Origin of the sequence: Agromyces sp. SYSU T00194, from assembly GCF_040496035.1 — a bacterium.
GTDB lineage: Bacteria > Actinomycetota > Actinomycetes > Actinomycetales > Microbacteriaceae > Agromyces > Agromyces chitinivorans.
In genome coordinates this window covers 439,618-458,389 of record NZ_JBEPJZ010000002.1, presented here as the reverse complement: position 1 = coordinate 458,389, position 18,772 = coordinate 439,618, and the positions used below count along the sequence as shown (strand labels likewise).

At 71.2% G+C, this 18,772-nt stretch carries 16 protein-coding genes; 9 read left to right on the top strand and 7 right to left on the bottom strand.

Translation table 11 applies throughout. From position 1 onward, the window contains the following. Positions 1 to 191 precede the first annotated feature (191 nt). Positions 192 to 485, top strand: a complete 294-nt coding sequence (locus ABZK10_RS14945; protein WP_353810089.1) for a DUF4193 domain-containing protein — start codon at positions 192 to 194, stop codon at positions 483 to 485. A 7-nt stretch (positions 486 to 492) separates the two neighbouring features. Here the strand turns inward: ABZK10_RS14945 and ABZK10_RS14940 are convergent, their stop codons facing one another. After that, on the bottom strand, positions 493 to 948 hold the full coding sequence (locus ABZK10_RS14940) for a DUF3093 domain-containing protein (protein WP_353810088.1): 456 nt from the start codon (positions 946 to 948) through the stop codon (positions 493 to 495). A 39-nt stretch (positions 949 to 987) separates the two neighbouring features. Here ABZK10_RS14940 and dut point away from each other — a divergent pair, with 39 nt between their 5' ends. The 5 genes from dut to dxs all read left to right on the top strand — a co-directional run bounded on the left by dut (position 988) and on the right by dxs (position 7,895). Further along, a complete protein-coding gene (dut, locus tag ABZK10_RS14935) occupies positions 988 to 1,464 on the top strand; it encodes a dUTP diphosphatase (RefSeq protein ID WP_353810087.1) in 477 nt (158 codons plus the stop codon). Further along, a complete protein-coding gene (locus ABZK10_RS14930) occupies positions 1,461 to 2,087 on the top strand; it encodes a DUF3710 domain-containing protein (RefSeq protein ID WP_353810086.1) in 627 nt (208 codons plus the stop codon). Before dut ends, ABZK10_RS14930 begins: the two co-directional genes overlap by 4 nt. Next, positions 2,084 to 2,863 carry a DUF3159 domain-containing protein gene (locus ABZK10_RS14925; protein ID WP_353810085.1) on the top strand — a complete coding sequence of 260 codons (780 nt, stop codon included), beginning with the start codon at positions 2,084 to 2,086 and terminating at the stop codon, positions 2,861 to 2,863. Before ABZK10_RS14930 ends, ABZK10_RS14925 begins: the two co-directional genes overlap by 4 nt. Positions 2,864 to 3,021: 158 nt before the next feature. Next, the gene (acnA, locus tag ABZK10_RS14920) at positions 3,022 to 5,832 is read left to right on the top strand and encodes an aconitate hydratase AcnA (protein WP_353810084.1); all 2,811 of its coding nucleotides are present in this window, start codon (positions 3,022 to 3,024) and stop codon (positions 5,830 to 5,832) included. Between the two features lie 134 nt (positions 5,833 to 5,966). After that, entirely contained in the window at positions 5,967 to 7,895 is a 1,929-nt protein-coding gene (gene dxs / locus ABZK10_RS14915; protein WP_353810083.1) for a 1-deoxy-D-xylulose-5-phosphate synthase, read from the top strand. 123 nt (positions 7,896 to 8,018) lie between these two features. Here dxs and ABZK10_RS14910 read toward each other — a convergent pair whose 3' ends face one another. The 4 genes from ABZK10_RS14910 to ABZK10_RS14895 form a co-directional block, all read right to left on the bottom strand. Next, positions 8,019 to 10,157, bottom strand: a complete 2,139-nt coding sequence (locus ABZK10_RS14910; RefSeq protein WP_353810082.1) for a 3-hydroxyacyl-CoA dehydrogenase NAD-binding domain-containing protein — start codon at positions 10,155 to 10,157, stop codon at positions 8,019 to 8,021. Between the two features lie 8 nt (positions 10,158 to 10,165). Beyond that, the gene (locus ABZK10_RS14905) at positions 10,166 to 11,383 is read right to left on the bottom strand and encodes a thiolase family protein (protein ID WP_353810081.1); all 1,218 of its coding nucleotides are present in this window, start codon (positions 11,381 to 11,383) and stop codon (positions 10,166 to 10,168) included. 76 nt (positions 11,384 to 11,459) lie between these two features. Next, entirely contained in the window at positions 11,460 to 12,656 is a 1,197-nt protein-coding gene (locus tag ABZK10_RS14900; protein WP_353810080.1) for a ribonuclease D, read from the bottom strand. Beyond that, positions 12,649 to 13,242, bottom strand: a complete 594-nt coding sequence (locus ABZK10_RS14895) for a DUF3000 domain-containing protein (RefSeq protein ID WP_353810079.1) — start codon at positions 13,240 to 13,242, stop codon at positions 12,649 to 12,651. Before ABZK10_RS14895 ends, ABZK10_RS14900 begins: the two co-directional genes overlap by 8 nt. Before the next feature lie 79 nt (positions 13,243 to 13,321). Between ABZK10_RS14895 and ABZK10_RS14890 the strand changes: the two genes are divergently transcribed. Continuing rightward, entirely contained in the window at positions 13,322 to 14,572 is a 1,251-nt protein-coding gene (locus ABZK10_RS14890) for an alpha/beta hydrolase family protein (protein WP_353810078.1), read from the top strand. A 9-nt stretch (positions 14,573 to 14,581) separates the two neighbouring features. Here ABZK10_RS14890 and ABZK10_RS14885 read toward each other — a convergent pair whose 3' ends face one another. Together ABZK10_RS14885 and ABZK10_RS14880 are read right to left on the bottom strand one after the other, a co-directional pair. Next, entirely contained in the window at positions 14,582 to 15,022 is a 441-nt protein-coding gene (locus ABZK10_RS14885; RefSeq protein WP_353810077.1) for a SufE family protein, read from the bottom strand. Positions 15,023 to 15,065: 43 nt separating this feature from the next. Further along, positions 15,066 to 15,965 (bottom strand): sulfurtransferase, encoded by a 900-nt coding sequence (locus tag ABZK10_RS14880; protein WP_353810076.1) that lies wholly within the window; start codon positions 15,963 to 15,965, stop codon positions 15,066 to 15,068. 141 nt (positions 15,966 to 16,106) lie between these two features. Here ABZK10_RS14880 and zapE point away from each other — a divergent pair, with 141 nt between their 5' ends. Together zapE and ABZK10_RS14870 are read left to right on the top strand one after the other, a co-directional pair. After that, positions 16,107 to 17,159: a cell division protein ZapE gene (zapE, locus tag ABZK10_RS14875; RefSeq protein WP_353810075.1), complete on the top strand. Its 1,053-nt coding sequence runs from the start codon at positions 16,107 to 16,109 to the stop codon at positions 17,157 to 17,159. 263 nt (positions 17,160 to 17,422) lie between these two features. Continuing rightward, positions 17,423 to 18,652 carry an ammonium transporter gene (locus tag ABZK10_RS14870; protein ID WP_353810074.1) on the top strand — a complete coding sequence of 410 codons (1,230 nt, stop codon included), beginning with the start codon at positions 17,423 to 17,425 and terminating at the stop codon, positions 18,650 to 18,652. The last annotated feature ends 120 nt before the right edge of the window (positions 18,653 to 18,772 follow it).

The window sequence follows — 18,772 nt, the reverse complement described above, 5'->3', positions numbered from 1 at the left end:
CGGGCCCTTCCCTGCTCACTGTTGGTCGACAGGATGCCACGGGCGCGGGCGTGCACGGGGGAATACCACGGGCGTGCCGGAAGTTGCAGCGGCTGGATCGACCGTGCGCGTGTTCGTTTGCACTTCCACCACGGTTGATGCAGACTATGGCCGCCGATTTTCTTCGGCTGTCCCACCAAGAATGGACCGGAATGGCAACTGATTACGACGCACCGCGGAAGAGCGACGACGACTCGGAGTCGATCGAGGCTCTCAAGGAGCGCGTACCCGACAAGAACTCGGGAATGGTCGACGCTGAGGACGCCGACAACCCCGCAGGTTTCGACCTGCCGGGCGCCGACCTCTCGGACGTGGAGCTCGACGTCGTCGTGCTGCCGCCCCAGGCCGACGAGTTCACCTGCGTGAACTGCTTCCTCGTGAAGCACCGCTCGCAGATCGACCACGAGACCAAGCTCGGGCCGATCTGCCTGGAGTGCGCCGCCTGACGCGTTCCTACGCCGACTCCGATGGCCGTCGCGATCCGTTGATCGCGGCGGCCATCTGCGTGGGGTGGCGCGACGACACGAGCCAGTAGGGCGCGGGGTCGCGCTCGTCGACGATCGGCACCTTCACGACGTGCCGCACCCAGCCGCGGATGAGCAGCCAGGCGCGCGCGTCGAGCCGCACGCCGCGTTCCGCGGTCGCCTCCGCGCCCTCGAACGCCTCCGCCTCGCCCGTCAGCGACACGGGGATGCTCGCGCGTCCCGCTCGCAACTCGCCGTCGGCGACCTCGACGACGGGCGACGCCGCCACGAACGCGGCCACCGTGCCGAGGTACAGCACGATGCCGGTGACGATGCCCGCGGGCAGCGACACCGGCGCGAGGACCAGGATGCTCGCCGGGATCAGCAGCAGGCTGACGATGAACATCCAGGGGGTGGGCCAGAGTCGCTCTCGGTACGCGGGCATGCTTCCATTCGACCAGATTTCTTCGACTACCCTCGACACGTGACCGAATCCGTCGAGGTGCTCATCACCGCAGACCGCACGCCCGCCTACGCCCATCCGGGCGACGCAGGCGCCGACCTGCACGCGACCGAGTCGCTCGTGCTCGCTCCGGGGGAGCGGGCCGCGGTGGGCACCGGGGTCGCCATCGCGCTGCCCGACGGCTACGTCGGCTTCGTGGTCCCGCGCAGCGGGCTCGCCTTCAAGCACGGCATCACCATCGTCAACGCGCCCGGCACGATCGACGCGGGCTACCGCGGCGAGATCAGGGTGTCCCTGTTGAACACGGATGCCTCCGAGCCCTACGAGATCCGCGAGGGCGACCGCATCGCGCAGCTCGTCGTCATGCCCGTCACGCGGGCCAGGTTCGTACCGGTCGACCGGCTGCCCGGCAGCCATCGGGGGGAAGGCGGATTCGGCTCGACCGGGTTCGCCGCCGACGCACACCCGCACACCCAGTCAGGAGCAGCATCAGCGTGAGCGACCTCGAGAACGTCGACCGCCCGATCGACCACCCCAAGTCCGCGCCGGAGGACCGCGACACCGCCGGCCCGCTGGACGAGTCGGAGGCCAACCCGGTCCGTCCGTACGTGGACCTGGGCGGCGTGAAGGTGCTGCCCCGCGAGGGCCTGCACCTGCGCCTCGAGGTCGAGGAGTCGACGAAGCGCGTCGTGGCCATCGGCCTGGACTACGCGAACTCGACGCTCCAGGTGCAGCCGTTCGCGGCCCCGCGCTCGAGCGGGCTGTGGCACGAGATCCGCGAGCAGATCTCCGAGCAGATCAGCAAGCAGGGCGGCACCATCACCCCCCGCGAGGGCGCCTTCGGCCCCGAGCTGCTCGCCCAGATCCCCGTCGCGGCGACCGAGCAGCAGCCGGCGCACACCCGTCTCGCCCGGTTCGTGGGCGTCGACGGCCCGCGCTGGTTCCTGCGCGGCGTGATCGCGGGCGACGCGGCCGTCGACCCGTCCGCGGCCGCGCTGGTGGAAGACCTGTTCCGCAGCATCGTCGTGGTGCGCGGCACCACGCCGATGCCGCCGCGCGACCTGATCCCGCTGCGCATGCCGCAGGGCTCGGGCGGCGGCGCGAAGCCGCCCACGGCGTGACCCGCGTGTCGGAGGCCGACGGTCCCGAGCGGGACGAACCGGAGCCGGAGGGGTCGAATGCCCCCGGCGACGACGCGTCGGCCCACGAGACCGCGGCCGGCATCGGCGCGGGCCTCGCGCAGGCGGCCGAGCGCTCCGGCCTCGGCGGTTTCGCACGCGACGAGGCGCTGACGGCGCGCGAACTGCTGGGCGCCCTCGGCGGGGTGCGCGGCCTCGCCGAGGCGATCCTGCCCGGGCTCGTCTTCCTCGCGGTCTACGCGGTCTGGGGCGCGCTCGTGCCCGCGCTCGCGGCGTCCGTGGGCCTCGCGGTGGTGTTCACCGTCGCGCGCCTGGTCGCGCGCACTCCCGTGACCCAGGCGGTCGCGGGGCTCGTCGGCGCCGGGGCATCCGCGGCCCTCGCGCTCTGGACCGGCCGCGGCGAGGACAACTTCGTCATCGGCCTGTGGACCAACGGCGCGTACGCGACCGCCATCCTCATCTCGCTGCTCGTCGGCTGGCCGCTGCTCGGGCTCGCGGTGGGCTTCCTGATGGGCGACGGGCTCGCCTGGAAGCACGACCGGAAGCGCTACCGCGCGATGCAGCTGCTCACGCTGCTCTGGCTCGGGCTCTTCGTCGCCCGGCTGGCCGTGCAGCTGCCGCTCTACTTCGCCGCCAACGTCGAGGGGCTCGCCCTCACGCGCCTCCTCATGGGCGTGCCGCTCTACGCGGTGCTGCTCGTGCTGTCGTGGCTCGTCGTGCGCGCCGTGTACCCGGCTGGCGCGGCGCGCGACGAGTGATACAGTTATCTCGACATCGAGATAAATGACCGGGTGACGAGCCCGGTGCGCGACGGGGCGATTAGGTTACCCTTGCTGGCAACGGGTCCTGCCCGGCCGCGAGAATCACAGGGCGGGCCGGTCCGCGCCGGTCGCATCGAGCGAAGGAGAGGCCACACGTGTCTGCAGTGAACAGCTTCGGGGCGAAGGACACGCTCCGGGTCGGCGACGACTCGTACGAGATCTACCGCATCGACACGGTTCCGGGGTACGAGAAGCTGCCGTTCAGCCTCAAGGTACTCCTCGAGAACCTGCTCCGCACCGAGGACGGTGCGAACGTCACGAAGGCGCAGATCGAGGCGCTCGGCTCCTGGGTGCCGACGGCCGACCCCGACACCGAGATCCAGTTCACCCCCGCGCGCGTGGTCATGCAGGACTTCACCGGGGTGCCCTGCATCGTCGACCTCGCGACCATGCGCGAGGCCGTGGTGGCGCTCGGCGGCGACCCGAGCCGGATCAACCCGCTCTCGCCGGCCGAGATGGTCATCGACCACTCCGTCATCGCCGACCTCTTCGGCTCCGAGAACGCGCTCGAGCGCAACGTCGAGATCGAGTACGAGCGCAACGGCGAGCGCTACCAGTTCCTCCGCTGGGGCCAGACCGCGTTCGACGACTTCAAGGTCGTGCCGCCGGGCACCGGCATCGTGCACCAGGTGAACATCGAGCACCTCGCCAAGGTCATCTACTCGCGCGGCGTCGACGGCGTGACCCGCGCCTACCCCGACACCTGCGTCGGCACCGACTCGCACACCACCATGGTCAACGGCCTCGGCGTGCTCGGCTGGGGCGTCGGCGGCATCGAGGCCGAGGCCGCCATGCTCGGCCAGCCCGTGTCGATGCTCATCCCCAAGGTCGTCGGCTTCAAGCTGTCCGGCGAGATCCCCGCCGGCGTGACCGCGACCGACGTCGTGCTCACGATCACCGACATGCTCCGCCAGCACGGCGTGGTCGGCAAGTTCGTCGAGTTCTACGGCCCCGGCGTGGCGTCGGTGCCGCTCGCCAACCGCGCCACCATCGGCAACATGAGCCCCGAGTTCGGCTCGACGGCCGCGATCTTCCCGATCGACGACGTCACCCTCGACTACCTGCGCCTCACCGGCCGCAGCGATGCCGAGGTCGCCCTGGTCGAGGCGTACGCGAAGACCCAGACCCTCTGGCACGACGCCGCCAACGAGCCGTCGTTCTCGGAGTACCTGGAGCTCGACCTCGCCACGGTCGTCCCGTCGATCGCCGGCCCGAAGCGCCCGCAGGACCGCATCGTGCTCTCCGAGGCGAAGACGCAGTTCGAGTCCGACCTCACCAACTACGCCGACGTCGACCACGACCTCGTCGACCTCGAGATCGCCGAGTCCTTCCCGGCATCCGACCCGCCCGGCAACTCGCCCGAGGACGAGTACAGCCACCACGAGCACCACCACCGGAGCCACGCGCCGAAGACCGCGTCGAAGCCGACCACGGTGACCGCTGCCGACGGCTCGTCGTACACGCTCGACCACGGCTCGGTGACCATCGCCGCGATCACCTCGTGCACGAACACCTCGAACCCGTCGGTCATGCTCGCCGCGGGCCTGCTCGCCCGCAACGCGGTGAAGAAGGGCCTCAAGGCCAAGCCGTGGGTGAAGACGACGCTCGCCCCCGGGTCGAAGGTCGTCACCGACTACTACGAGAAGGCCGGCCTCACGCAAGACCTGGAGGACCTCGGCTTCTACACGGTCGGCTACGGCTGCACCACCTGCATCGGCAACTCGGGTCCCCTCATCGAGGAGGTCTCGGCGGCCGTGCAGGACAACGACCTGGCCGTGACCGCGGTGCTCTCGGGCAACCGCAACTTCGAGGGCCGCATCAACCCCGACGTCAAGATGAACTACCTCGCGAGCCCGCCGCTCGTGATCGCGTACTCGCTCGCCGGGTCGATGAACTTCGACTTCGCGTCCGACCCGCTCGGCACCGACACCGAGGGCAACGACGTCTTCCTCAAGGACATCTGGCCGGATGCCTCGGAGGTCCAGGACACGATCGACTCGTCCATCAACAAGGACATGTTCACGACGCAGTACGCGAGCGTGTTCGAGGGCGACGAGCGGTGGCGCACGCTGCCGACGCCGACCGGCGCGACCTTCGAGTGGAACCCCGAGTCGACCTACGTGCGTCGCCCCCCGTACTTCGAGGGCATGACCATGGAGACGACGCCGGTGACCGACATCACGGGCGCGCGGGTCCTCGCGAAGCTGGGCGACTCGGTCACGACCGACCACATCAGCCCCGCGGGCGCCATCAAGGGCGACAGCCCGGCCGGCAGGTACCTCGTCGAGCACGGCGTGGAGCGCAAGGACTTCAACTCCTACGGCTCGCGCCGCGGCAACCACGAGGTCATGATCCGCGGCACGTTCGCGAACATCCGCCTGCGCAACCAGCTCCTCGACAACGTCGAGGGCGGCTACACGCGCGACTTCACGCAGGCCGACGCCCCGCAGTCGTTCATCTACGACGCGTCGATGAACTACCAGTCGCAGGGCATCCCGCTGGTCATCTTCGGCGGCAAGGAGTACGGCTCCGGCTCGAGCCGCGACTGGGCGGCGAAGGGCACGAACCTCCTCGGCGTGAAGGCCGTCATCACCGAGAGCTTCGAGCGCATCCACCGCTCGAACCTCATCGGCATGGGCGTCGTTCCGCTGCAGTTCCCGGCCGGCCAGTCGGCCGACTCGCTCGGGCTCGACGGCACCGAGGTGGTCTCGATCACGGGCCTCGAGGCGCTGAACGCGGGCAGCACGCCGAAGACCGTGCACGTCGTCGCGGCGCCCAGCGAGCACTCGCCGGCCGGCAAGGAGACCGTGGAGTTCGACGCCGTGGTGCGCATCGACACCCCCGGTGAGGCCGACTACTACCGCAACGGCGGCATCCTGCAGTACGTGCTGCGCAGCCTCGTCTGAGCATCCGCCTGTAGCACGCGAGCGGCCCGGCAGTCCAGCTGCCGGGTCGCTCGTCGCTTCCCCAGACTCCCGGCGTAGACTCGGCGGACGGCGTCGACCCCACCGGTCGCCCGCGTATCGGAAAGGCATCCTGCATGACCCTGCTCGAGACGATCAACGGCCCTCGCGACCTGGATGCGCTCTCGGAGGACCAGCTCGTCCAGCTCGCACGCGAGATCCGCGAGTACCTCGTGGCGAGCGTCGCGCAGACCGGCGGGCACCTGGGCCCGAACCTCGGCGTCGTGGAGCTGACGCTCGCCATCCACCGGGTCTTCGACTCGCCGCGCGACGCGATCGTCTTCGACACGGGGCACCAGTCGTACGTGCACAAGCTGCTCACGGGTCGGCGCGACCTGTCGACCATCCGATCGACCGGGGGGCTGGCGGGCTACCCGCAGCGCTCCGAATCGGTGCACGACATCGTCGAGAGCTCCCACGCGTCGAGCTCGCTGTCGTGGGCCGACGGCATCTCCCGCGCCTTCCAGATGACCGGCCAGCAGGACCGCCACGTCGTGGCCGTGGTCGGCGACGGGGCGCTGACCGGCGGCATGACGTGGGAGGCGCTCAACAACATCACCGACGACAACAACCGCCGCCTGGTCGTCGTCGTCAACGACAACGGCCGTTCGTACGCGCCGACGATCGGCGGCATGGCGAGGTTCCTGAACTCGGTGCGCACGCGCCGCAGCTACCGTGCGCTGCACCAGTCGAGCCGTCGCGCGTTCGACCGGCTCGGTGGGCCCGCCCGCGCGGTCTACCGCGGTGTCCGGGGCGGGCTGCACGGGTTCCTCAGCCGGTTCTCGAACAACGAGGCGCTCTACTCGAACCTCGACATCAAGTACATCGGACCGGTCGACGGCCACGACGAGGTCGCCGTGGAGCGCGCGCTCGTCCAGGCCCGCGACTACGGCACGCCCGCGATCGTGCACGTCATCACCGAGAAGGGCCGCGGCTACGAGCCCGCCCTGCGCGACGTCGCCGACCAGTTCCACGCGGTCGGGCAGATCGACCCCGAGACGGGGGAGCCCCTGGTGGCGTCGTCGGCGCCGTCGTGGACCGGGGTGTTCTCGGAGGAGCTCGTGCGGGTCGCGGAGGCCGACGAGCGCATCGTCGGGATCACCGCGGCCATGCTGCGACCGACCGGCCTGCACCGCATGGCCGAGCGGTTCCCCGACCGGGTGCTCGATGTCGGCATCGCCGAGCAGCACGCGGTCACGTCGGCCGCCGGGCTGGCGTTCGGCGGCATGCATCCGGTCGTGGCCGTCTACGCCACGTTCGTGAACCGCGCCTTCGACCAGGTGCTGATGGACGTCGCGCTGCACCGCGCCGGCGTCACCTTCGTGCTCGACCGCGCGGGCGTGACCGGCCCCGACGGGCCCAGCCACCACGGCATGTGGGACCTGTCGATCCTCCAGGTGGTGCCCGGCATCCGGCTCGCTGCGCCGCGCGACGCCGAGCGGCTCCGCGAGGAGCTGCACGAGGCGGTCGCGGTGCAGGACGCGCCGACCGTGATCCGCTTCCCGAAGGGCTCGGTCGGCACCGAGTACCCGGCCGAGCGACGCACGTCCGACGGCGTCGACGTGCTGCGAGAGACGGAGCGTCGCGACGTGCTCGTCGTGGCCGTCGGCCCGATGGCGGGCATCGGCCTCGAGGTGGCCGACCGGCTCGCCGACCAGGGGATCGGCGCGACCGTCGTCGATCCGCGCTGGGTCGTGCCCGTGCCGACGAGCGTCGTGGAGCTCGCCCGCGACTACCGCATCGTCGTGAGCATCGAGGACGGCATCCGCGTCGGCGGCATCGGCACCCGCATCCGCCAGGACCTCCGCGAGGCCGACGTCGACACGGCGGTGACCGAGATCGGCCTGCCCGACGAGTTCCTCGACCACGGCTCGCGCGGCGACATCCTCGAGCGCGTCGGGCTCACCCCGCAGCACATCGCCCGCGACGTGACGGCCATGGTGCTCGGCAGCAAGCTGCCGCACGCCCGTGCGGTGCCCGCCGACGAGGAGGCCTCGACGCACTGACGGCCCCGGACCGGGCGAGCCCGTGCCGGGCCCCCGTCCGCCGTCGCGTCAGCGGACGGCCCGCCAGACGACGAACGCCCCGGAGCTCGCAGCTTCCGGGGCGTTCCTCGTATCGCGGTGGCGTCAGGCGCCCACGCCCGCAACCGGCGGGTGGTGGAACGTGTCGCCGAACGCGCGCTCGCTGGCACCGACCCGGTCCAGGTAGGGGGTCGCCCCGCCCATCTGGAACGGCCAGCCGGCACCGAGGATCATGCACAGGTCGATGTCCTCGGGCGCGTGCACGACGTCGTCCTCGAGCATCCGGTGGATCTCGTCGGCCAGGCCGTCCTCGAGCCGGGTGCGGATCTCGTCGGCGGTCAGCGGGTTCGTGCCGCCGGCGACGATCTTCACGGCGCCCGTGTCGTAGCCGGTGACGTTGCCCTTGCCGTCGCGCGCGAGCAGCTTCCCGTGCTCCGCGAGGCGGTGCAGGTTCTCGCTGGCGAAGAAGCGCTCCGGGAAGGCGGCGTGGTGCGTGTCGAGCACGTGCGCGCCGACCTTCAGGCCGACGAGCTCGAGCAGCTCGAACGGGCCCATCGGCAGGCCGAAGGGCTTCACGGCTTCGTCGACGACCTCGAACGGCGTGCCCTCGTCGACCGCGTGCATGGTCTCGCCGAGCACCTTCGCGAGCACCCGGTTGACGACGAACCCGGGGGTGTCGCGCGTGATGACGGCGTTCTTGCGCAGCTTGGCCGCCGTGACCATCGCGGTCGACAGCGTGGCCTCGTCGGTCTGCGGCGCGTTCACGACCTCGATCAGCGGCATGACGGCCACCGGGTTGAAGAAGTGGAAGCCCACGAGCCGCTCGGGGTGGGCGAGCTTCGCACCGATCTGCTCCACCGACAGCGACGACGTGTTCGTGGCGAGCACGGCCTCGGGGGAGACGTGCTGCTCGATCTCGGCGAACACGTCCTGCTTGATGCCGAGTTCCTCGAACACGGCCTCGATGACCCAGTCGCAGTCGGCGAAGTCCGCCTTGTCGGTCGTGCCGCTCACGAGCGCGCGCAGGCGGTTCGCCTCGTCGGGGGAGATGCGGCCCTTCTGCTCGAGCGTGCCGATCTCGTCGCGGATGTACGCGAGGCCCTTGTCGACGCGCGCCTGGTCGAGGTCGGTGATGACCACCGGCACGCGCAGGCGGCGCACGAACAGCAGCGCGAACTGGCTCGCCATGAGGCCCGCGCCGATGACGCCGACCTTGGTGACCGGCTTGGCCAGGGCCTTGTCGGGCGCGCCGGCGGGCTTCTTCGCGCGCTTCTGCACGAGGTTGAACGCGTAGATGCTGGCCTGGAGCTGGTCGCCCACGATGAGGTCGGCGAGCGCCTCGTCCTCGGCGGCGAAGCCGGCCTCGCGGTCGTTCGCCTTGGCACCCTTGAGCAGTTCGAGGGCCCGGTAGGGCGACTGCTGCACCTCGCCGATGCGACGCTTCAGCATCTTGGTGGCGATGCCGATCGCGGCATCCCACTTCACCAGGCGCTCGACCTTGCCGGGCTCGTTCGGTCGCTTCACCTTCACGCGACCGGCGAGCACGTCGTCGGCCCACCGGATCGAGTCCTCGAGGAACGCGGCCGACGCGAACATGCGGTCCGCGATGCCGAGCTCGAGCACGTCCGTCGCCTTGAGCGTGCGGTTCTGCTTGAGCGGGTTCTCGATGACCACCTTGAGGGCGTTCTCGATGCCGATCAGGTTGGGCAGCAGCGTGGCGCCGCCCCACGCGGGCACGATGCCGAGGAACACCTCGGGCAGGGCGACGGCGGGCGCCGAGGCGTCCACCGTGCGGTAGTCGGCGTGCAGGCCGATCTCGAGGCCGCCGCCGAGGGCGAGGCCGTTGATGAAGGCGAACGACGGCACGCCGACGGTGTGCAGCTTGCCGAGTGCGTGGTGCCCGAGCTGGGCCATGCGCAGGGCGATCTCGCGGTTGGGGATCTCGGCGATCTTCGAGAGGTCGGCGCCTGCGGCGAGGATGAACGGCTTGCCGGTCACGGCCACCGCGTCGATGTCCCCGGCGGCGGCGCGCTCGGCGAGCCGGTCGAGGGTGTCGGCGTAGCCGAGCAGCGACTTCGGGCCGAGGGTGTTCGGCCGGGTGTGGTCGCGCCCGTTGTCGAGGGTCACCAGCGCGAGCACGCGTCCGTCGGAGAGGGGGATGTCGCGCACGTACGAGTGCGTGACGACCTCGTCGTCCGACAGGCTCTCGAGCTCCGTGAAGTCGATCTTCGTGTAATCGGTCATCGCGGTGCTCAGCCCTTCCTGCTCTTGCGCTCGGCCGACTTCGACCAGTTCGGGTTCTCCCAGATCATCGTGCCGCCCTGCCCGAGGCCCACGCACATGGCGGTGACCCCGTAGCGCACGCCCGGCTGCTCCTCGAACTGGCGGGCGAGCTGGTTCATCAGGCGCACGCCGGAGGAGGCGAGCGGATGCCCGAGGGCGATCGCGCCGCCCCACTGGTTGACGCGCGGGTCGTCGTCGGCGATGCCGAAGTGGTCCAGGAACGACAGCACCTGGATCGCGAAGGCCTCGTTGAGCTCGAACAGGCCGATGTCGTCGATCGACAGGCCCGCCCTGCGGAGCGCCTTCTCGGTCGACGGCACGGGGCCGATGCCCATGATCTCGGGGTCGACGCCGGCGAAGGCGAAGCTGACGAGCTTCATCTTCGGGGTGAGGCCGAGTTCCTTCGCGGCGTCGCCGGAGGCGAGCAGCGCCACCGTCGCGCCGTCGTTCAGGCCGGACGCGTTGCCGGCCGTGATGCGGCCGTGCGGCCGGAACGGGGTCTTCAGGCCCGCGAGGCCCTCCATGGTGGTCTCTGGGCGCGGCGCCTCGTCCTTCGTGGCGAGGCCCCAGCCCTCCCCGGTGCGGATCGCGACCGGGATGAGGTCCTGCTGGATCTTGCCGGCCTCGTAGGCGGCCGCGACCTTCTGCTGGCTGCCGAGGGCGAACCGGTCGGCACGCTCCTTGGTGAGGTGCGGGAAGCGGTCGTGGATGCGCTCGGCGGTCGCGCCCATCACGAGGGCGTCCTCGGAGACGAGCTTCTCCGCCACGAACCGCGGGTTCGGGTCGACGCCCGAGCCCATCGGGTGGCGTCCCATGTGCTCGACGCCGCCGGCGATGGCGAGGTCGTACGCGCCGTAGCCGATCGATGCGCCCATCATCGACGCGGCGGTCATCGCGCCGGCGCACATGCGGTCGATCGAGAAGCCCGGCACCGACTTCGGCAGGCCCGCCAGGATGGCGGCGCTGCGGCCGAGGGTGAGGCCCTGGTCGCCGGTCTGGGTCGTCGCGGCGATGGCCACGTCGTCGATGCGGTCCTTCGGGACCTCGGGGTTGCGCTCCAACAGCCCGATCATCGCCTTGATGACGAGATCGTCGGCGCGGGTGTGCCAGTACATCCCCTTCTCACCGGCCCGGCCGAACGGGGTGCGCACCCCGTCGACGAATACGACTTCAGCTCTTCCGGCCACTCTGCCTCCACCTTTCGCTTCGGAACGGTCCGATCCTAGGGAGGGGGTTCCGGCCCGAGGAATCGTTTGCCGGTTCCTACGAACCGGTCGTGACGGCCGCGTCGTCGGCTTGGGTCGCCTCTACAAAGGCATCCGCGATTCTCTGTGCGGTTGCCTCAACTTGCCAGCGCCTGGCGCCCAGTTCGGCGAGCGCGGCGCCGATCGCGGCGGTCGTCGCGGGCTGCGGCGGGTCCCAGGCGACGCGTCGCAGGTACTCGGGGGTGAGCAGGTTCTCGACCGGCATCTCCAGCGACTCGGCGACCTCGGTGAGGGCCGCGCGCGCGGGCTTGAGGCGCGCGTCGGCCTCGGGGTTCCGCGACGACCAGGCCCGCGCCGGCGGCAGCGTGTCGGCGGGCACCCGGGTGGCGGGCAGGTCGCCGGTCGTGCGCCCGGCGTCGATCGCGGCCCACCAGCGGTCGATCTCGCTGCGGCTCGCGCGGCCCGTGAAGGTGCGCAGGTCGGCGAGCGCCCGCTTGCTGTCGGGCATCGACTTCGCGACCGACACGATCGCCGCGTCGGGCACGAGCCTGCCGGGCGCGACGTCGATCTCGCGCGCGTACTCGTCGCGTGCCGTCCAGAGGGCGCGCGCGACGGCGAGGGCGCGCTGGCCGCGCACCCCGTGGATGCCGGAGAGTCGGCGCCACGGCTCCGCGGGGGGCGGCTTGGCCTCGCGCCGCAGCACCGCGTCGAACTCCTCCTCGGCGATGGCGCGCTTGCCCGCCGCGTCGAGCTCGGCCCCCATGCGTTCGCGCACGTCGACCAGGTAGTCCACGTCGAGCGCGGCGTAGTGCAGCCAGGACTGCGGGATGGGCCGGGTCGACCAGTCCGCCGCCGAGTGCTCCTTCGCGAGGGTCACGCCGAGCAGGTCCTCCACGACCGCCGCGAGGCCGACCCTCGGTCGCCCGAGCAGGCGCGCGCCGAGTTCGGTGTCGAAGATGCGTGCGGGGTCGAGCCCGACCTCGCGCAGGCAGGCGAGGTCCTGGCTCGCCGCGTGCAGGATCCACTCCTCGTCGCCGATGACCGCCTGCAGGTCGGCGAAGTCGCCGATGGGCGGGGGGTCGAAGAGGAACGTACCGGCGCCGCGGCGGAAGACCTGGATGAGGTACGCGCGCTGCGAGTACCGGAAGCCGCTCGCACGCTCGGCGTCGACGGCGACCGGGCCCTCGCCCGAGGCGATCGCCGCCGTGGCGGCAGCGAAGCCGTCGGCGGTGTCGATCACCTGGTAGTCAGCCACGCCGGGCCCTCTTTCGTGCGAGGAGGGTCACTCCCTCCGTCGATGGCGGCAGCCCCGCGAGCATGCAGAGCAGTTCCCCCCACCCTTCCACATGAGCGGCCACCTCGTGGTCGAGGGGCGTCCAGGAGGCCCGCAACTCGATCTGGGCGCCGTCGCCCTGCTCGGCGAGCTCGCCGTAGCCCGTCGACAGGACCTTGGTGGCGGTGCCGGACGCGGCGGTGTAGCGCGCCCCCCGTGCGTCGAGCGCGTCGACGAGCCACGACCAGGCGACGTCGGCGAGGAACGGGTCGAGGCCGATCTCGGTCTCGAGGGGGGCCTGCGCGAAGCAGATGATGCGGAACCTGCCGCCCCACTCCTCGGGCTCCTCGGGGTCGTAGAGGAGCACGAACCGTCCGGTGCCGAGCTCCGAGTCGGCGCCGTGCGGGGCGGGGGAGACGTCGGCGGCCAGCGCGACGGCGTACGGCGCGAGCGACGACGGTGCCGGGATCTCGGTGACGGCGAGCTCGGACCGGGTCGACGCCCGGCGCAGCGCGTCGAGCGCAGCCGCGAACTCCGGCGGCGGCGGAGGTGACGCTTGCTCGGGCACGTGTGCAGACTAGAGTCTCGAACAGGGACCGCGGCAGCGGCACGCCGTCGCAGCGGGTCACGGGGAGGCGGGGTTGCACGTGCCGGGGAGCAGCAGCAGGTCGGATGCCTCGGAGGGCGCACGCGCCCTGCTCGGGATCACCGCCGGGGGAGCGCTCGCGGTCTCGGCCGCCGTGGCCGCGGTCGGCGCCGCCTCCGCGCTGGTCGCCTCGTTCGTGGCGCGAGCCGTGGTGACCCCCTCGCGATACAAGCTCGAGGACACGCGGGTGGTGGCCGTGGACCCCGCTCGACACGAGATCACGCTCGGCGCGACCCCCGATGCGCGCATGCGCGGCGAGTACTCGTTCTGGTTCCACCAGGACACCGGGCACGCGCGCCTGGGCGACGTCATCGAGACCACTCCGACCATCGTGCGGCGGCGCCTGCTGAGCGTGGACTTCGGCGTGCTCGCGACGGCGCACCGCGGCCGCTTCGGGGGCTGGTTCCACCTCGGGCCCTGGGAACTCGGGCACCCGTACCGCGACGTGGTGGTCGACACCCCCGTCGGGCCGGCGCCGGCCTGGCTCGTGCCGGCCGCCGAGGACACCGGGCGGTGGATCATCCACGTGCACGGTCGCGCGGTCCGCCGGCAGGAGTGCCTCCGCGGCGTGCCCGCGGCGCACGCGGCGGGGTACACGTCGCTCGTGGTGAGCTACCGCAACGACGGCGAGGCGCCGAGCGGTCCGGACGGGCGGTACCGCCTGGGCGACACCGAGTGGCTCGACGTGGATGCCGCGATCGCCTACGCCGTGGCGCACGGCGCCCGCGAGGTCGTGCTCATGGGCTGGTCGATGGGCGGAGCGACGGTGCTGCAGGCCGCGCTCCGGTCGCGACGCTCCCGCGAGACGGTCGTCGGCATCGTGCTGGAGTCGCCGGCGATCGACTGGCACGACATCCTCTCCTACCAGGGGGCGACCTACCGGCTGCCACGGCCGCTCACGCGCCTCGTGATCGCGATGCTCTCGCACCGGTGGGCGCGCCCGTTCACCGGGCTCTCGGCGCCCATCGACTTCGACCGGCTGGACGTCGTGGCACGGGCATCCGAGTTCGACGTGCCGATGCTGCTATTCCACAGCGCGGACGACGGCTTCGTGCCCGTCGCCGGCTCCGACCGGCTGGCGGCGGCCAGGCCCGACCTGATCACGTACGAGCGGTTCACCCGGGCGCGTCACACCAAGCTCTGGAACGACGACCCGGTGCGCTGGAACGGCGCGCTGGGGGTCTGGCTCGGGGAGCTCGCCGCGCGACGGGGGCCCGCGGCGTCGACCGCCGCGGTGCCCGCGAGGGGCTGAGCGGGCCGGTCAGGCCGCCCGGGACTGCCCGAGCTGGCGCTTGACGCGCGCGAGCATCGCGGTCATGCCGCGGATGCGCAGCGGCGAGACGGCCTCGGTGAGCCCGAGCGACTGCGGGTAGTCGCCCGGCACGTCGAGCACCTCCTGCACGCTGAGCCCCTCGATCCCCTGGGCGAGGATCGACGCGAACCCGCGAGTGGTGGGCGCCTCCACGGGCGCCGTCGCGTGCAGGTGCACCGCGCCCGAGGCATCCGTCTCGGTGAAGATGTACACCGGCGACTGGCACTCCTCGACCCGCTCCAGCAGGTCGGGGTGGTCGCGGTACCGCTCGGGCAGCTCGGGGAGCTCCCGGGAGAACTCGAGCAGGAGCTGCAGGCGATCGCGCACGCCGAGTGCGAGGAAGTCCTCGCGGATCTCGGCGAGCTGGGCGGGGAGGGCGGTCGTGGTCATCGCGTCCATTCTCCCATCCGGGGCGCGTGCGATCGCCGTGCGCTCACCGGCCCGGGACCTCGCCGGGCTCGGCGCCCGTGACGATCGGTACGCGCACCGCGCTGCCCCACTCGGTCCAGGAGCCGTCGTAGTTGCGCACGTGCTCGAAGCCGAGCAGGTGGGTGAGCACGAACCAGGTGTGGCTCGACCGCTCGCCGATGCGGCAGTACGCGATGACCTCGTCGCCGTCGGCCAGGCCCGCCTCGCCCCGGTAGATCGCGTCGAGCTCGTCGCGGGTGCGGAAGGTCGCGTCGGGCGCCGCTGCGCGGGCCCAGGGCACGGATGCGGCCGAGGGGATGTGCCCGCCGCGCAGCGCGCTCTCGTCGGGGTACGCCGGCATGTGGGTGCGCTCCCCGGTGTACTCCTCGGGGGAGCGCACGTCGATCAGCGGGTTGCCGAGGTGGGCGAGCACGTCCTCCTTGAAGGCGCGGATGGTCGCGTCGTCGCGCTCGACCACCGGGTACTCGGTCGGCGCGGGCGCGGGGACGTCGGTCGTGAGCTCGCGGCCCTCGGCGACCCACAGGTCGCGGCCGCCGTCGAGCAGGCGCACGTCCTCGTGGCCGAAGAGCGTGAAGACCCAGAGCGCGTAGGCCGCCCACCAGTTGTTCTTGTCGCCGTAGACGACGATCGTGGTGTCGCGCGAGATGCCCTTCGAGCCGAGCAGCGCGGCGAACTGCTCGCCGTCGAGGTAGTCGCGCACCACGGGGTCGTTGAGGTCGGTGTGCCAGTCGACCTTGACGGCGCCGGGGATGTGGCCGGTCTCGTAGAGCAGCACGTCCTCGTCGGACTCGACGACGACCAGGCCCGGCTCGCCGAGGTGCGCCGCGAGCCAGTCGGTCGACACGAGCCGCTCGGGGTGGGCGTATGCGGCGAACTTCTCGGCGGGGTCGAATGCGACGGACATGGAGCCTCCAGGTGTCGCCCGGGTGGGCGGGGGTGGTCGGGGAGCGGACTAGGCTGGTGGCCTGTTCCACTACGAATGTACGCGGAGGGTCGGTCCCGGTCAGGCGGGCTGTAACCCGGTGCAACACGGGAGGCCCCCCAGGTGAGTGCGACCACGCCCGGCACGATCATCCGGCTCGTCGAGCGGGATCCGTCGATCTCCGGCGCGGAGATCGCCGCGGAGCTCGTGCCGCCGCCGCAGTTCGCCCACGCGAGCTTCGAGTCCTACCGTCCCGACCACGACTACCCGTCGCAGCTGGCCGCGGTCGAGCGCCTCCAGGCGTTCGGGGCGACCTGGACGTCGAGCCAGCGGCCGGGCGGCTTCTTCTCCTGGAACCGCAAGGCGAAGGCCGAGCTGCCCGGGGTGTACCTCGACGGCGGGTTCGGCGTGGGCAAGACGCACCTCCTGGCCGCGCTGTGGCACACGGCGCCGGGGCGGAAGTACTTCGGCACCTTCATCGAGTACACCGCGCTGGTGGGTGCGCTCGGCTACGCGAACGCGGTCTCGCTGCTGCGGGGCGCGGAGCTCATCTGCATCGACGAGTTCGAGCTCGACGACCCGGGCGACACGATGCTGATGACGCGACTGCTCGGCGAGCTCATGGCCGGCGGCACGCGCGTCGCCGCGACGTCGAACACGCCGCCGAACGCGCTCGGCGAGGGCCGGTTCGCCGCGGCGGACTTCCTGCGCGAGATCCAGGCGCTGTCGTCGAACTTCGAGACGCTCCGCATCGACGGCCTCGACTACCGGCGGCGCGACACGACGGGCGAGGCGGTCGCGGTCGACGCGGAGTCGCTCGGCCGGATGGTCGCGGCGCTCGCCGAGCGCGGCCACACCGTGGCATCCGCCGGCTTCGACGAGCTGATCGCCCACCTGGCCACCGTGCACCCGTCGAAGTACATCCGTCTGATCGAGGGGCTCGAGGTCCTGGCGATCGAGGAGGCGCGCGTCCTGCACGACCAGAACGCGGCGCTGCGGCTGGTGGCGTTCGTCGACCGGCTCTACGACGCCGAGGTGCCGATCGTGTCCAGCGGCGTGCCGCTCAGCGAGGTGTTCGACGACGACATGCTCGGCGGCGGGTACCGCAAGAAGTACCTCCGGTCGATGTCGCGCCTGGTCGCGCTCACGACCGGCGAACTGCCGCCGCACGACTGATCCGGGCGCCTGCGCGCACGGGGCGCAGCGTTGTAGCCACACCCGGCCGGCTGACGCGGAATCGCTGCGTGCTCTTGCGGCATCCTCGCGGCGCCACGAAACATCCTGTTTACATTCGGGCGATCTTCGTAACCGACCCGAAACACTTACGGCATCCTGACCGAAACGTCCCGGCACCATTCTGAGTGGCGTACCCGCGCCGGAACCCGAACTTCGGACCTTCGCGGGGCTCCCCTGCAAATCCGAGAGGTGTGAGGAAACGAATGGATACGGGCAACATCGCATGGGCCGTCACAGCATCGGCCCTGGTGCTCTTCATGACGCCGGGCGTGGCGTTCTTCTACGGCGGACTGGTCAAGGCCAAGAGCGTCGTCAGCATGATGATGATGAGCTTCGGAGCAATGGGTCTCATCAGCGTGCTGTGGGTGCTCTACGGCTTCAACATGAGCGCGGTCGGGAGCGTCTGGGACTTCTCGGGCAACCCGTTCTCCGACTTCGCCATCTCCGGCCTCGCCTCGGGTGAGACCGCCAACGGCGACCTGCTCGGCGTGATCTTCGGCGCGACGTTCGCCATCATCACCGTCGCGCTGATCTCGGGCGCCATCGCCGACCGTGCCAAGTTCGGATCGTGGATGATCTTCGCCGGCATCTGGGCGACGGTCGTCTACTTCCCGGTCGCGGCCTGGGTCTGGGGCGGTGGCTGGATCCTCAACCTCGGTGACGAGCTCGGCGGGCTCCCCGGCGTCATCGACTACGCGGGTGGTACCGCGGTCCACATCAACGCGGGTGCTGCGGCCCTCGCCCTGGCGCTCGTCCTCGGCAAGCGCGTCGGCTTCGCCAAGGGCATGGACCAGCCGCACAACGTGCCGCTGACCCTCATCGGCGCCTCGATCCTCTGGTTCGGCTGGTTCGGCTTCAACGCCGGTGCCGAGTTCCTCGCCGAGGACATGGGCGGCGTCGGCCTCATCGCCGTCAACACGCTCGTCGCGACCGCTGCGGCCATCCTCGGCTGGCTCGTCATCGAGAAGATCAAGGACGGCAAGCCCACCGCCGTCGGCGCCGCCTCCGGTGCCGTCGCGGGTCTCGTCGCGATCACCCCGGCCTGCGCCAACCTGACCCCGGGCTGGGCGACCCTCCTCGGCGTCATCGCCGGTGCGGTCTGCGCCCTGGCGATCGAGCTGAAGTTCAAGCTCGGCTACGACGACTCGCTCGACGTGGTCGGCATCCACCTCGTCGGTGGTCTCATCGGTACCCTCTACCTCGGCTTCTTCGCCATCGACACCGGCCTCTTCACCGGTGGCGACTTCGGCCAGCTGGCCGTGCAGGCGATCGCAGCCTTCGGCGTCCTGATCTACTCCTTCGTGGTGGCCTTCATCCTGGGCTTCGCGATCGAGAAGACCATCGGGTTCCGCGTGAAGAACGAGGACGAGCTCGCCGGCATCGACACCGTCGTGCACGGTGGCGAGGGCTACAAGCTCGATACCTCGGTCTGACACCGGTTCGGGCCGGCGCGGCACCCTGGGTCGCGCTGATCTGAACGCGAGGGCGGTGGGAGAGATCCCACCGCCCTTTCGCGTGCCGGAAGTCCCTTCCGGCGCGCCTGCGCGCAGGCC